11 protein-coding genes are annotated in these 14483 nt (G+C 41.6%); 5 read left to right on the forward strand and 6 right to left on the reverse strand.

Translation table 11 applies throughout. The annotated features are described in order from the left end of the window. Positions 1-21 precede the first annotated feature (21 nt). The 4 genes from ACWIWK_RS08535 (at position 22) to ACWIWK_RS08550 (ending at position 4932) form a co-directional block, all read left to right on the forward strand. Positions 22-1671 (forward strand): L-lactate permease, encoded by a 1650-nt coding sequence (locus tag ACWIWK_RS08535; protein WP_454152375.1) that lies wholly within the window; start codon positions 22-24, stop codon positions 1669-1671. Positions 1672-1774: 103 nt separating this feature from the next. After that, positions 1775-2506 carry a (Fe-S)-binding protein gene (locus ACWIWK_RS08540; protein WP_454152376.1) on the forward strand — a complete coding sequence of 244 codons (732 nt, stop codon included), beginning with the start codon at positions 1775-1777 and terminating at the stop codon, positions 2504-2506. A 106-nt stretch (positions 2507-2612) separates the two neighbouring features. Further along, positions 2613-4136 (forward strand): LutB/LldF family L-lactate oxidation iron-sulfur protein, encoded by a 1524-nt coding sequence (locus ACWIWK_RS08545; RefSeq protein ID WP_454152377.1) that lies wholly within the window; start codon positions 2613-2615, stop codon positions 4134-4136. Beyond that, positions 4129-4932 carry a LutC/YkgG family protein gene (locus tag ACWIWK_RS08550; protein WP_454152378.1) on the forward strand — a complete coding sequence of 268 codons (804 nt, stop codon included), beginning with the start codon at positions 4129-4131 and terminating at the stop codon, positions 4930-4932. The genes ACWIWK_RS08545 and ACWIWK_RS08550 overlap by 8 nt, the downstream gene beginning before the upstream one ends. 3 nt (positions 4933-4935) lie before the next feature. On the opposite strand, the gene ACWIWK_RS08555 is transcribed toward ACWIWK_RS08550, so the two are convergent. From ACWIWK_RS08555 to ACWIWK_RS08580, 6 genes are all read right to left on the reverse strand, one after another. After that, on the reverse strand, positions 4936-7536 hold the full coding sequence (locus ACWIWK_RS08555) for a TonB-dependent receptor (RefSeq protein ID WP_454152379.1): 2601 nt from the start codon (positions 7534-7536) through the stop codon (positions 4936-4938). 161 nt (positions 7537-7697) lie between these two features. Next, positions 7698-7826, reverse strand: coding sequence for a hypothetical protein (locus ACWIWK_RS08560; RefSeq protein ID WP_454152380.1), 129 nt, complete (start codon positions 7824-7826; stop codon positions 7698-7700). 12 nt (positions 7827-7838) lie between these two features. Next, a complete protein-coding gene (locus tag ACWIWK_RS08565; RefSeq protein WP_454152381.1) occupies positions 7839-8645 on the reverse strand; it encodes a ChaN family lipoprotein in 807 nt (268 codons plus the stop codon). A 68-nt stretch (positions 8646-8713) separates the two neighbouring features. After that, positions 8714-11437: a TonB-dependent receptor gene (locus ACWIWK_RS08570; RefSeq protein ID WP_454152382.1), complete on the reverse strand. Its 2724-nt coding sequence runs from the start codon at positions 11435-11437 to the stop codon at positions 8714-8716. 129 nt (positions 11438-11566) lie between these two features. Then, a complete protein-coding gene (locus ACWIWK_RS08575) occupies positions 11567-12457 on the reverse strand; it encodes an ABC transporter substrate-binding protein (protein ID WP_454152383.1) in 891 nt (296 codons plus the stop codon). Positions 12458-12487: 30 nt separating this feature from the next. Continuing rightward, positions 12488-13303 (reverse strand): ABC transporter ATP-binding protein, encoded by an 816-nt coding sequence (locus ACWIWK_RS08580; RefSeq protein ID WP_454152384.1) that lies wholly within the window; start codon positions 13301-13303, stop codon positions 12488-12490. 171 nt (positions 13304-13474) lie between these two features. Here ACWIWK_RS08580 and ACWIWK_RS08585 point away from each other — a divergent pair, with 171 nt between their 5' ends. After that, the gene (locus ACWIWK_RS08585) at positions 13475-14473 is read left to right on the forward strand and encodes a FecCD family ABC transporter permease (protein WP_454152385.1); all 999 of its coding nucleotides are present in this window, start codon (positions 13475-13477) and stop codon (positions 14471-14473) included. Positions 14474-14483: the final 10 nt, after the last annotated feature.

A 14483-nucleotide genomic window follows, 5' to 3' on the forward strand; every position in this document is an offset into this window, starting at 1 on the left:
TTTTGTTATCAAGGAGATTTTATGCAGTGGATACAAAACTACGACCCTCTCAACAACCTCTGGCTTAGCGCGCTATTTGCATTTGTGCCAATTGCGTGCTTTTTGCTCTGCTTACTCGCCTTCAAGATGAAAGGTTATATCGCAGGATTTATCACTGTTATCGTGGCGACTTTGGTGGCATTTTTTACTTATGATATGCCTTTTTCACTTATTGGAGCGAGTTTCTTGCAAGGCTTTGCAAACGGAATGTGGCCCATAGCGTGGATTATCATCGCAGCGATTTTCCTTTACAAACTTTCCATTAAAAGCGGTAGTTTTGAGATTATCAAAGAAAGTGTGATGAGCATCACGCCAGACCACAGAATCCAAGTGATTTTGATTGGTTTTTGCTTTGGCTCATTTTTGGAGGGGGCAATCGGCTTTGGCGGACCTGTGGCGATTACAGCGGCATTGCTTGTGGGCTTAGGACTTCGCCCACTCTATGCAGCTGGACTTTGTTTGATTGCTAATACTGCTCCTGTGGCGTTTGGTGCGGTTGGGATTCCCATTACTGCGATGGCAAAGCTAGTAGGCGTGGAGCAGTATGAAATTGCAGCTATGATAGGGCGAATGCTTGTGCCATTGAGTTTAAGCGTGCCGTTTTTTATTGTCTTTTTAATGGACGGAGTAAAAGGTATAAAAGAGACTTTCCCAGCGATTTTGGTAGCTGCACTGAGCTTCACTGCTACGCAGTTTTATAGCTCTAATTACTTAGGTGCAGAATTGCCAGATATTGCTTCGGCGGTTGTTTCGCTTGCTTGCACCACAATCTTTTTGAAATTTTGGAAAGTTACACATATTTTCCGCCTTGATGATTTAAAAGATTTTTCTCAACATAAGCAGATGAGTTTTGGCATAGTGTTTAAGGCGTGGTTGCCTTTTATTTTGCTTATCATTTGTATTGTTGTGTGGTCTCAACCTTGGTTTAAAGCGCTTTTTGCCAAAGGTGCGGTGTTAGATTATAGTCAAATTCAACTTGTCTTTGCAAATTTAGAAAACAGCATTGTTGATAGTGCTGGAAATGATGTGAGTATAAAGCACAGCATTAGCTTTATTGGATTGCAGGCTGGCACAGCGATTTTGGTGGCTGCATTATTGAGCATATTTTTCTTACGCATACAATCAAATGTCGTGGAGGAGGCACTCGGCGACACATTGAAAGAAATGGCGATTCCTTGTATTACTATTGGACTTGTTGTCGCTTTTGCCTTTATTGCGAAAAATTCAGGTATGAGTGGCACACTTGGCACAGCATTTGCGGCTACGGGCGATGCGTTTGCATTCTTTAGTCCTGTGATTGGGTGGATTGGTGTATTTATCACAGGTTCAGACACAAGTGCAAACTTACTCTTTGGCCCATTGCAACAAGTAACCGCACATACACTTGGTGTAAAAGAAGCACTATTCCTAGCGGCAAACGCTGTGGGTGGGGTTGTCGGTAAAATGATAAGCCCACAAAGTATTGCTATCGCGTGTGCGGCAGTGGGGCTAGTCGGCAAAGAGGCGGATTTGTTTAGATTTACATTTAAATATTCGCTAGGATTTATTCTCCTTATTGGCATTTGGACTTTGATTATTTCGCTTTTCTTAGGTGGTATTATCCCTGATGTCGTGCCTGTTGAAACGCCATAGAGTTTGCCTAATACAAGAATCTCACTTGTATTTTGGCTTATGCCTTATAGCCGCCACAACAAATGGCTATAAGGATTGAGAGACACAAATAAAAGGAAGAAAAATGAGTAATCGTGTGTATTTTTTTGCGACTTGTATCGGCACGGCGGCATATAGCGATACTTGTGTCAATGCGATAAAGCTACTCCAAAACGCAGGCGCGCAAGTGGTGTTTAAAAAAGACCAGACTTGCTGCGGACAGCCTAGCTTTAATTCGGGCTATTATGATGAGACGCGCAAAGTCGCCCTGCATAATATGGAGATTTTTGCTGAAGAGATTCCCATCATCGTGCCTAGTGGCTCTTGCGCGGGAATGATGAGGGTGGATTATTTGGAGTTGTTTGAGGGGAGCGAGCATTATGAGCGGGCAAAAGGCTTTTGCGCGAGAATCTATGAGCTCAGCGAATACTTGCTAGCAAGAGGCGTAACTTACGAGGATAAGGGCGAGCGCACAAATATCACTTGGCATAGCAACTGCCACGCGCTCCGCACCGCAAAGTGCATAGAATCTGCGAAAAAAATCCTAAAAGGGCTAAAAAATGTCAATCTCATCGAGCTAGAGCGCGAGGAGGAGTGTTGCGGGTTTGGCGGGACATTTAGCGTAAAAGAGCCAGAGGTTAGCAACGCAATGGTTACGCGCAAAGTCCAAGACATACAATCGCGGGGCGTGGAGTATATGATTTCAGGTGATGCGGGTTGTTTGCTTAATATCGCAGGGGCTATGGCAAAGCAGGGCGTGAGTGTGAAGCCCGTGCATCTGTATGATTTTTTGGCACAGCGAATCGGCATAGCCTAAGGGCAAAATATCACGCAAAACGCGCGAAATAAGGTCGAGATTCTAGAATTTAGATGTTTGTATCAAGCAAACAACAAATGCCACAAACACAACAAAGGGAGGCACAATGAGTAGCACAAACCACAATCTAAGCACACCGCAGCTAAAAGCAAAATACCACAGCGCAGTGGCAAAGGGGCTAAGCAACAAGCAACTGCAAGAAAATTTGCTCCGTGCGATGGATACGCTAAGGGGCAATCGCAAAAAACTCGTTACTACGAGGTTTATTGATTGGGAAGGCTTGCGACAAAAGGGCAAGGAACTCAAGCAAAAAAATCTAAAAAACTTAGAAAAAAATCTCTTAACATTTGAGGCAAACGCCACCAAAAATGGTATGAAAGTGCATTGGGCGCGGGACGCACAGGAGGCAAATGAGATTATTTATGGCATTATGAAGCAAAAAGGCGCGGTAAAAATCCTCAAAGGCAAATCTATGGCGAGTGAGGAAATCGGGCTTAATCACTTCTTAGAATCTAAAGGCATAGAGGCGTTTGAAACAGATTTGGGCGAAGTGATTATCCAGCTTATCGGCGAATCGCCCGTGCATATTGTCGTCCCAGCGATTCATAAAAACCGCTATGAAGTGGGGCAGATTTTCCACGAGAAATTAGGCGCACCGCTAGAAAATGAGATTCCAAAGCTAAACGCCATCGCGCGAAACTTTATGCGCAAAGAGTTTCAAACCTTTAGTATGGGAATGAGCGGGGTAAATTTCGCTATCGCAAATGAGGGCGCGATATGGCTAATTGAGAATGAGGGCAACGGGCGTATGAGCACCACCGCGCCAGATGTGCATATCGCAATTTGTGGAATCGAAAAGGTGGTGGAGAGCTTTGAAGATGCGGCGATTTTAGATTCTATGCTTGCTCCTAGCGCGGTGGGGAGCGTCATCACTTGCTACAATAATATCATCACTTCCCCGCGCAAAGAGGGCGAAAAAGACGGACCAAAAGAAGTGCATATCATTTTGCTTGATAATAACCGCTCAAATATGCTAAAAGATAGCCACTACTACCGCTCGATGAGCTGTATCCGCTGTGGGAGCTGTCTAAACCACTGCCCCGTGTATGATAAAATCGGCGGACACGCCTATCTAAGCACTTATCCCGGACCCATTGGCGAAGTGATTAGCCCGCAGATTTTTGGGCTAAATTCCTGCTCGCCGATGCTTGATTTGTGCTCGCTGTGTGGGCGATGTAGCGAAGTGTGTCCTGTGGAGATTCCCTTAGCTGAACTCATACGAGATTTGCGAAGTGAGCGCGTGGGACAGGGGCGCAAGGTAGTCAAGGCAAATGGGGAGTATGGTGCATTTGGCAAGGGTAATTCTAATGCGCGTGAGGGTGGTGCAAAAGGCGCATTGCATACGCAAAATCCAACCGAACAAAGCGCGATGAGAGGCTTTGCAAATCTCGCTACTAGCCCTGCAAAATGGCGATTTGTGATGGGCTTAACAGGGCTAGCCCCGCTTGGCAAGCCTTTTGCTAGCTTTGTGCCATTGCTGAATAAATGGGTAAAATATCGGGCATTTCCAAAGGTAAGCAGTGGGCTTCATAACAAGGTGCAAAAAATGCAAGGAGTGATATATGAGTAATGCAAGTTTGAATGGGCAGGGTGGGCAAAATGGCACAAATGGCGGGGCGCAAAATCTAAACGCACAAGCCTTGAATGCAAAGGAGGAGATTTTAGCTCGCATAAAAGAGGCGATTGCGAGCAATACGCATATCCCACATATCGCGGAGGGCGAGCCAAAATTCCCCCAGCCATTGCACTTAAGCGGAAGCACAAAAGAGGCACTGCTTAGTGATTTTAAGGAAAATCATACGAATAATAAATCACTTATTATCGAATCTAGCAAGGCTGATTTGCCCACCACAATCGCAACAATCATCGCAGAAAATGACGGCGAAATAAGCCCAAATGAAGCGAGTATCAAAGAGATTTTATGCAACTGTGATTTGGACTGCGAGACAAATGCGCTAAGTAGTGCGCTAAATAGCGCGGGATTAGAATCTTACGCGCTTTTGCCTTATGCGCAAAGTGTGGATTGTATGCGTGATAGGCTTTTTGGCATTAGTGTGAGCGTGGTGCAGGCGCGCTGTGGTATAGCGGATTTGGGCGTCATCGCGCTTAGCTCAAATGAAAATGCCCCGCGCCTAAGCTCGCTGATTACCAACATTTGCATTTACTTGCTCCCAAAAGAATCTATCGTGCCAAATATGCTTAGTGGCGTGGAGTTTGTCAAAGGATATGAGCGCAAACGAAGTGGCACAGAGATTTTGCCTAGCAATATTATCTTTGTGGCGGGACCATCGCGCACCGCAGATATAGAGCTACAAACCGTCTTTGGCGTGCACGGACCACGAAAGACTTATACGATTTTGTATTAGGGGTTAGAATTTATACCCCACTTGTAGCCAAAATTGCCGTCCTACTTCATATACTGCATAAGTGTAGCTAGAGCCTGCTATATCATAGCCCGTGTTGCCACTTGAGTTGCTTATTGTGGTTTCATTGCGCGCATTTAGGACATTATAAATATCCACATTCATATACAGCGTCTGTCCCCGCACTATATCTAGCTCAAACCCAGCCCGCATATCCCAGCTAAACGCTCCATTAAAGTGCTTTTTGATATACACACCCTCTATGTTTGGATAGAGTGCTTGCCATTGCTTAAAGATAGCATTATTTGTGCTTGTAGTGAGCGTTACCATTCGGCTATATGCGGAGCGATAGCGAAAGAAGTTATTAAGTAACCATTTGGTGCGCCCTATATTAAAGCTATGCGTGGTGTTGAAGCGTAAAGTCCAAGGGCGGACAAAGTTATCCACAGGTCTATCACGGTATCTAATCAGTGCATTATCATAGATGATTTGAGAATCTGCAATGTATTCATCATCGCTACTATTAGCAAAGACATTATAAGTGCGCTTGCTTTGAGTATAATCAAACGCAAATACATAATGGTGCTTTACCCCAAAAGTATCAAACACATTATTGTTTTGCATCATTAGTAAAACGATATGGCTTTGACTCGCACCCTCATTGCTCCATACATTGTAGCTCGTGGAGTAGCCCTCTTGTGTGGGGAGGTTTAGAGCACTTCTACTTACGCGCATTATCTCATCTTTTCCATCACGAAAAATGTATTTCACACTTGCGCTAAATATTCCTAGATTCTGATTTATGCCACCCATTAGCTCATCACTGTATGGAATCTTTAGTTGGCTAAACTTCACGCTTGAAGTCCAAGCGGGATTTATCGTGGTATTTAGCTCTATCTCTTGCCAATCACAGCTCGCGCAATCGCGTTTATACGAATGTCTTTTAGCAGAAAAATCTAAGAATCTATACGAAAAGAGATTGCGTCCATAGTAGCGATTTGCCCCAAAAGTTAGCTGTGTTTGCCACTCTTTTTGCGCAGGTGTGATATAGCTTAGCGAGAATCTCGGCGCAAAAGAGTGCTTGCTCATATAGCTATCGCCATCAAATCGCAAGCCAAATCTTGTGCTAATCTCACCTCCCAAGCCCAAATCTAATTTTATGTCATCTTCGATAAACGCTCCATAAGCGACATTATCTAGCATAATTTTGTTTGCGCCATAATATTGCGTGATGACATTAAAGTATTGTGCCACTGCGCTATCATAGCCATTTGCCCAAGAGTTTGCGCCTGTGTGTTGATTTCTTACTTGTTCGTTTTTGGAAGCCTCTGCATATCCTTGATAAGTTTGGTTGTTTGAGCGAATGGCGGTATTTGGGTTAAAATGAGGTTTGCCATTTATGCAGGCTATAAGTCCTAGATTATCAGGCGTGGTGGGACAGGGAGTGCTTGAGGGGACGGGGATATTATTATCGTTTGCAAACTGCACATAGGGAGATAATCGCTCTCTTGTGGCACTTTGATAAGTGAGTTCTGCACCTATGCGAAAGGTATGTTCAGTGCGCCAAGCAGGGATAGGATTAAACAAAAAATCACTTTTTAGCGTTGGATTATGTGAAATTTGTGTCATATTTCCATAATTTGCCGCTGTGTAGATAGCAGCAGTATTGGTATTGCTTCTTAGCCAATTAACTTCATCGCTTACAAACCAACTCGCATAATAAGTATATCGAGAATCTGCGCTTCGATTGTTGTCTAAATATGAATAGCCAAGCGTAGTAGTGGATAATCCAATCGGCGTTTGATACAATGCTTTTACCCCAGCTTGCCACCCGCCACTTTGTGCGACATAATCGGCATTATACGCCCCACCACTCCAAAAATAGCTATTATATTGAGGCATATATCCTAGATTTGCTTCAATGGTTAGATTTTCATTTGGGTTGTAATACGCTTTTAGATAATAATTGTATGATTGGCGTTTTTGGTCTTTTTGCTTGCCAGCATTTATTCCACTTGCGCTTGCTAGCGGATTTGACATAAAAATAGGGATAAAGCTCTGCGTGGTGGTAAAGCTAGAGATAAGTCCTAGATTTTTGGTTGCGTAGCCTTCTAGTGAAGCACGCACGAGGTGTTTGGTAAAATATGGGTGATAATACTCGCTTGTAGAATTTAAAAAGTTCGATTCTGTTTGTGGGTCGATATGATAGCGTGTGAGGGAAAATCCTTTTGCATTGCCTTGCGTGAATTGATAAGAAATATTTGCGTGCCAACCATTGATACCACTATTATCTTTGCGCGGTTTGCGGACATTTGCCTCCACTACGCCACCTGTAAATCCTCCATAACTTGCAGAAATATTTGAATCTTGCACGGTGATTGATTCTAAAAGTGAGGTGTCAATACTAAAGGCTTGGGAGCGTGGATTTTTTGTGCCTGTGCCATTTACACCATTATCACTAGAGAGATTTGAAGTTAAATCATTATTCATATTAAACCCATCGATTTGGAAGTTGTTTTGATAAAACAACCCTCCGCTTATGGATATGTTGGCAGGGTCAATCTCCCCCGGTGTAGTCGAGCGATTTTGCGCGTTATCAAACTGCACATTAGGGAGGATTCTAAGAATCGAGCCAATATCCCCATTGCCACTTGGATTAGAATCTAATATTTCTCGTCCAATTTGATTACCACTTTGATAGGCTTCAAATTCTCTCTCCGCCGTAGCAGTTACTTTACCTAATTGGACTTTTTGTAAATCTTTTTTCTCTACTTGATTGTTATCTTGTGTATCGGGGGGGGGGTAATTGCACTCTTAAATGATTGCTCTAACTCATCAGCAAGTGCAATGTGAGCAAATGCCACACAAATTACACTTATAAAATTGAGAATTTTCATACTCCACCTCGCTTAAAAATAAATACTAAAGTCTGCATCGCTTAGACCAAAATTATCCCCACCATCAAGGATAACTACCGCCACCTTTTTCGTAGAATCTAAGTCTTTGATATGCAGTGGCACACCGATAGATTTCGATGCGTGATAAGCACCCATAATCGCTACGGGATTTGGATTTTCGAGCATTTTTTGAGCGAGATTCCTATCGATATGTTGCTGGATATTGACAAAAATGCTATCCCATTTTTTAGCGTGAAAGCCACCAATAATTTGCTTTAGCGTATTTTGCACGGCTGGATTGGTAGAGTTTTTGCCTTTGAGTGTTGGCATTTTCTCGGCGATAAGTGATTTTTCTTCATAAGTGAGATTCCCACCGATAAGAGAATCTCCCGCATAAAACAATGCTTCGAGCAATCTTTCGTATCCACTGCCAGCATATTCCCAATCATCAATCCAAAATAACGCTTGAGCCAACTCATTTTTTGCAATGGAATCTTTTTTTGCAATCGCACCATTTATTTGCTTTTGCTTAGAGCTTGGGAGCATTTCATAGACTATGGAGAGCTTTTTATGTGCTTTTAACGCGTGAATAATGTCAAATTCAGCGAGTTTGTGGGAATCTAAGTTATGATACTCGCCAATGATGATAATGTCATAATTAAGCAGATTCTCTATGAAGTTCTCAAATGCCAAACTTTTGCCTTGCTTATTATCAATGATTTGTTTATATTTCACACTTGTTGTGCTTACATTCGCGCTCATAACGCCACTCATAAGCACACAAAGTGCTAACCCCTTTAAATACTTTAAAACTTTCATTGTTTCTCCTTTATATTAAGATTACACGCACTTAAAAGGTGCGGACTGTATTTAGGCTAAGTTTTGCATTAAAACTTATACCCCACCTGTAGCCAGAGTTGCCTACCCACTTCGTAAGTAGGCACGGCGGTGGCACTAGGATTTGAACGAAAGCTCGAGTAATCCACCACCGCGATATTGCGTCTATCTAAGACATTGTTTATATCCACATTGACAATCACATTGTGTGTTTTGTATGCGGGTATATCACAAGTTAGCCGTAAATCCCAAGTAAGGCTATAAGGCACTTTAAACACACGGAAAGTATCCACTTTCACACCATTGTAGCTATCTTTGTAATCATCACTTACCGCAACCATAGCATCATAGCTAGAGCGCATTCGCAAGAAATTTGTGAGAATCCACTTCACGCGGGCAATATTAAATTGATGTGTGGTAGTAAGACGCACGCTATAAGGGCGATAGAAATTTTCTGCTGGTCTATCGATATAGCGCATAAATTGCCCATTGTAAGAAATAATGGAATTAGTAAGTTGAGAATTGCTAAAACTTGTTGAGTAGCTATTAAAATTGCGCTTTGAATGCGTCCAATCAAATGCTACTAACGCGTAATGTTGGCTATTGACAATTTGCATTGGATTTTGGTTGCTAAGGGTGAGCGAGATAATATCTGCATCAGATTTCCCATCATTACCATAAGTATTAAGCACGCAATTACCACGGTCATTGTATTGCTTGCATTTTATCATTACTTGGTCGCGCCCGAAGCGATGAATGTATTTAATATTGAGTTGGACATCTTTAAAATTTTGCACCACTCCAGCGACTAGCTCATCATCATAGGGCACTTTTAATCCTAAATAATCGCTCTCTATTCCGCCATTATCGACTTTATATGGAGATTGCTCATAGGGGGTAGATTCTGGGACTACCACATTTGGATCCCAATTCAAGTAATCAAACTTCCAATATTGCTTATCAAGGGCTTGTTGTCCGTGTAGCAAACGAAAGGCAAAAATATTGCGTCCATAGTAGCGGTTTGCTCCTAAAGTGATTTGGGTTTGCCACTCTTTGCTCGCAGGCGTTATGTAATTAAGTGAGAATCTTGGCGCGATAGGTGCTCGCCTCATATAAAGCTCATAATCTAATCTCGCTCCAGCCCTTGCATTAAGTTCTCCCGCACCGCCTAAATCTAAATGCACATCATCTTCTACAAATACACCGCTAGTAAAGTTATGGAGAGCAATTTTTCCAGCGTGCAGATAATTGAGTGCGGCAAAATAATATCCATTAGTAAGTGGGGTAACAAAGTCAATCCCTGTCGCTGTGCTATCATAAGGTGCAACGGTAGTGCACCACGCAGAATCCGTGCAAGTCTTTGTGGTATTTGGAATGTAGTATCCATACATTGCAATGCGTGTGTCTTGGTGTCGTTTAAAATACACATAGCCATAGCCCATCTCTAAGCCAGCACTCATTTTATGCTCTGTGGCTAAAAGTTTGAGTGGATGAAAATCTATGATAAATTTATTGTCAAAACTAAGCTGTTTGTTATCAATGTTGCCATAGCCTCCCTCTTCGGCATCGCTTCCATTATAAGTCCAATATTTTTCACTTGAATACAACCAAAATCGATAATCGCTGCTAGAGTTTGTGCGTGAATTTTCCATATAGCTTACATTGCTCTGCGCACTTAGCGTGCCAAGCACACTCTCTAGTGTGGCTTTGAATCCAAGATTATGCCCGCCTTGCTGGTAGAAAAAATCTGAATTTTTGGCATTAACCACAAAATATTTATTAAATTCTGGAGCATACGCATAGCTTGCTTCGAGTTGCACTCCATCAATGTCATAATTGCCTTTAATAAAAAGATTATAACTCTCGCGCGATTGTGTTTTATTTACATCATCGACCATATTGCCACCCTCTAGCTGATACCCACGCAAGTAAATATAACTTTGTATAGCGTTTATACTTGCTATAACGCTTGCTTTATCGTTGAGCTTAGATTCTGCGCTAGCACGGACAATATGCTTAATAAAGTTTGGTTGATTGCTTGAGTAAGTAGAATTGATAAATGCGTCTCTATCGCCATAAATATGATATTTTGTCAATGAAATCGCATTTTCCCTTGCATTCCCCTGTGTGATTTGATAACTCACACTTCCGCCAAACTCTTTGTTTGCTTTTCTTGTATTTGCCTGTATAATCCCGCCATTAAACTTACCATACTGCGCGGAAATATTAGAATCTTGCACCACGATAGAATCAAGCAAACTCGTATCAATGGCTAAGCCTTGCGAGCGACCGGGCGCACCATTTTGGCTAAGCTCTGGTGTATTGTTGCTCCCACCACCGCCCACTACACCATCTGGGTTTATGTCATTATTCATAGTAAATCCATCAAGCTGGAAGTTGTTTTGATAGAAAAGCCCTCCGCTAATGCTGACATTCGCAGGGCTGATTTCACCCGGCGTAGTGCTTTTTAGCTGAGAATTATCAAACTGCACATTTGGGAGGATTTTTAGAATGCTTGTTATATCGCCATTGCCATTTGGGTTAGATTCCAACATACTGCGCCCAATTTGCGCTCCACTTTGGTAGGTTTCAAACTCACTTATCGCCGTAGCAGTTACCTTGCCTAATTGGACTTTTTGCAAATCCTTTTTATTTTCTACTTGGCTTTTATCTTGTGTTTCGGAGGTAATTGCGCTCTTCGATGATTGCTCTAACTCATCGCTAAGCGCAAGACCACATATCGCAAATGCAACACACAAGATTCTAGCGTTCATTATCAATTCCTACAAAGTGTAAAATCAAAGGCAAGAATCTAACACATAAAATCTTAAATATAGCTTAAATAATGAGAAATAATTTTATTATTTTAGAATACACAACGCCTTATTTGGTTGAATAAGGCGTTATTGTTGTAAATGTTGTTTAAATTGTTTTATCCTCTCTACAATCGTGGGGCTTGCGCGTAATAGTGTATGCACCTTTGGGTTACACGCATAGATTTGGTTGTTTTTATAGGCTTTAAGATTTTTTAATGTAGGATTTTGTGCGATAAGCATTTCTTTATCCGTGATTTGCAAATCAAAAATAAGCATATCAGGATTTGCTTTAAGCAAAAATTCATTTGAGATGATAGGTCTTGGAATCTTTGTGGCGATAGTTTTGTTTTCCAAGCCTACAATGCGCATAATATCTGCAACCATTGAATTGTCATTAAAGCCCATTAGCGGATTGCCAGAATATAAAAATATCGCGCTTTTGCCAATAGGATTGCTTTTTAACGCCTCTATTTGCTCGCGCGTTTTTTGGGCGAGTTGTTTGCCCTTAGATTCCACGCCGAGCATTTTTGCAAGGTTTTGTATATTATCGAACATTTCATCAAGTCGATTTGCTTCAAAATAGGCAGTTTTAATGCCTAGATTCTCTAATTTTTCGCGCAAACCTAGTGAGTAAAGGCTTAAGATAACCAAAGTTGGTTTGGTGGCGATGATTTTCTCAATCGATGGATTAGAAAATGTCCCCACACTTGGGAGTTTTTTGGTTTGGTCTTCTGGGTAGATATGTGAATGTTGCAAACTCGCGATTGCTTTAATGGTGCGTTGCTCGCCAAGCATATAAATAATCTCTATTATCGCAGGGTCAAGCACTACGAGACGATTTTCTTTTGTCTTAGAATCTAAGCGATAATCAAGCCCAAAACTTTGCTGATTCTCATTGTTTGGTGCGCTTGGCTGGGCTAGTGATATGTGAAAGGACATAAGCACAATAAGCGCAGGTAAAAAAAGTCTTTGATACATTTGATACTCCTTGTTTGTAAGATTGTTGCCTCACATCGGCAGGACAAAGGGTTTGTTTTTTTCATACATTATCTTGCAAGAAAATCCATACACCTCTTTTAGAATCTCTTGGGTAAATAACTCTTTTGGAGTGCCTTTGGCATAAACTTTGCCATCTTTTAGCAAAATAAGCCTTTGACAAAAAAGCGAGGCGAGATTAAAATCGTGTAAAACCGCCATAATCGCAATATTTTGGGCGAGGAGATTCTCACAAATTCTCAGTAATTCTATGGCATAATTCATATCAAGTGCGCTTGTGGGCTCATCAAGTATGAGAATCTTGGGATTTTTAAGCAGGGCGCGTGCGAGAAGTGTGCGTTGGAATTCCCCGCCACTAAGGCTTAAAATATTTCTCTCCAAAAACTGCGCAATGTCTAATTCACGCGCTATTTGTTCTACCTGTGCCTTATCCTCATCGCTATAATCGCTAAATGCGGATTTAAGTGCGCTATATCGCCCCATAAGCAAAAAATCTTTTACCAGCAATGGAGCATTGATTGCAGAGCGTTGCGGAACGAAGCCTATAAGGTTTGAGAGGGATTTAATATCATAGCTTTGTAGTGGCTTGTCAAATACTTTGATTTGCCCACTGCTAGGATTTATAAATCCTAGCATATTTTTGATAAGCGTGCTTTTTCCAGAGCCATTAGGACCTAAAATCCCTACAAATTCCCCGACATTGACACTCAAACTAATATCTTGTAAAATATGCTTTTTACCATAAAAGAAATGCAGATTTTGCACGCAAATATATTGGTGAGATTCTGTATGATGTGAAGTTTTATCCAAAGGTTGAGTAGCTGACATAACAATAAGCCTTTAATTTAAAAATCAAATGCAATAATACATAACAATGATAAACATTCTATTTATAATTTTATATAAAATTGCATTGTATTTCAGTAATTTTTAAGAAAATTTAGTGAATAATTTTATCTCTTATTTTTATAGGGTATTTTATTTTAAAAAGTCGTAACAATGAATCTCAAACAATCAAAAGTGCGCAAAGTTGTGTTTATTGCGCTTGTAATGTTCGTGTTGTATATCATAGCAATCGGTGTGGCAATGGCACTTGGCGTTGATGGCGTCTTGTGGGATATTTCTCGCACTTATGATGCGTTGTTTGCTTCAAGCGGTGAGGTGGATTCTCTTATTTTGCTTGAGACTCGTCTCCCTAGAATCGCTATGGCAATTTTAGTGGGTGCGCTTCTTGCCTCCTCTGGTGCGGTTACGCAAAGTATCTTTGCCAATCCAATCGCAGACCCATATATCATCGGTATCGCTTCGGCTGCGACCTTTGGTGCGGTGTTAGCACATTTTATCGGGTTAGATGATATTTTTTATGGGGTGGTTGGCTTTGTGTGTTGTTGTGGATTCTCGTTAGTGATTTTCGCTCTGCAACGCCACGCAAACATTACCACACTTCTTATCATTGGCATTGCCATTAGCTCACTTCTTGGCGCAATTAGCTCGCTATTTATGTATATTATTGGAGAATCAAGCTTTAAAATCGTTACTTGGCTTATGGGCTATTTGGGCTTGAGCGCGTGGTATAAGGTTCAGATTCTGTGTTTTGTGCTCATTTTTTGCCTGAGTTATTTTTATGCCAAACGCAATGGGCTTAACATAATTCTAAGTGGCGATGAGGAGGCGCGAAATCTTGGCATTGATGCGCCAAAGCTAAAGCGAAATTTGCTGATTGTCTCTAGTGTGGCGGTTAGCTTTAGCGTGGCTTTTTGTGGGCTCATTGGCTTTGTGGGGCTTATTATTCCGCATATTATCCGCCTCGCCCTGCGGGATTATAATAATGTGCTTGTCCTTCCGCTATGCACGGCGTTGGGAGGGTTATTTTTACTCTTTTGTGATACTATCGCACGCAGTGTGCAGGCGTTTGAGATTCCTATTGGAATCATCACCGCAATTCTTGGTGCTCCAATCTTTCTTTATTTGGCTTTACAAACAAGACAAGTTGGGTAATGTGGTTTGT

It is taken from the genome of Helicobacter sp. 23-1048, assembly GCF_053654545.1.

Excerpts from the sequence above, each read along its gene's own strand:
- ACWIWK_RS08565 (WP_454152381.1), bottom strand. The coding sequence starts at position 8,645 with ATGAAAGTTTTAAAGTATTTAAAGGGGTTAGCACTTTGTGTGCTTATG.
- ACWIWK_RS08585 (WP_454152385.1), top strand. The coding sequence starts at position 13,475 with ATGAATCTCAAACAATCAAAAGTGCGCAAAGTTGTGTTTATTGCGCTT.
- ACWIWK_RS08575 (WP_454152383.1), bottom strand. The coding sequence starts at position 12,457 with ATGTATCAAAGACTTTTTTTACCTGCGCTTATTGTGCTTATGTCCTTT.
- ACWIWK_RS08535 (WP_454152375.1), top strand. The coding sequence starts at position 22 with ATGCAGTGGATACAAAACTACGACCCTCTCAACAACCTCTGGCTTAGC.
- ACWIWK_RS08545 (WP_454152377.1), top strand. The coding sequence starts at position 2,613 with ATGAGTAGCACAAACCACAATCTAAGCACACCGCAGCTAAAAGCAAAA.
- ACWIWK_RS08550 (WP_454152378.1), top strand. The coding sequence starts at position 4,129 with ATGAGTAATGCAAGTTTGAATGGGCAGGGTGGGCAAAATGGCACAAAT.
- ACWIWK_RS08570 (WP_454152382.1), bottom strand. The coding sequence starts at position 11,437 with ATGAACGCTAGAATCTTGTGTGTTGCATTTGCGATATGTGGTCTTGCG.
- ACWIWK_RS08580 (WP_454152384.1), bottom strand. The coding sequence starts at position 13,303 with ATGTCAGCTACTCAACCTTTGGATAAAACTTCACATCATACAGAATCT.
- ACWIWK_RS08560 (WP_454152380.1), bottom strand. The coding sequence starts at position 7,826 with ATGAAAATTCTCAATTTTATAAGTGTAATTTGTGTGGCATTTGCTCAC.
- ACWIWK_RS08540 (WP_454152376.1), top strand. The coding sequence starts at position 1,775 with ATGAGTAATCGTGTGTATTTTTTTGCGACTTGTATCGGCACGGCGGCA.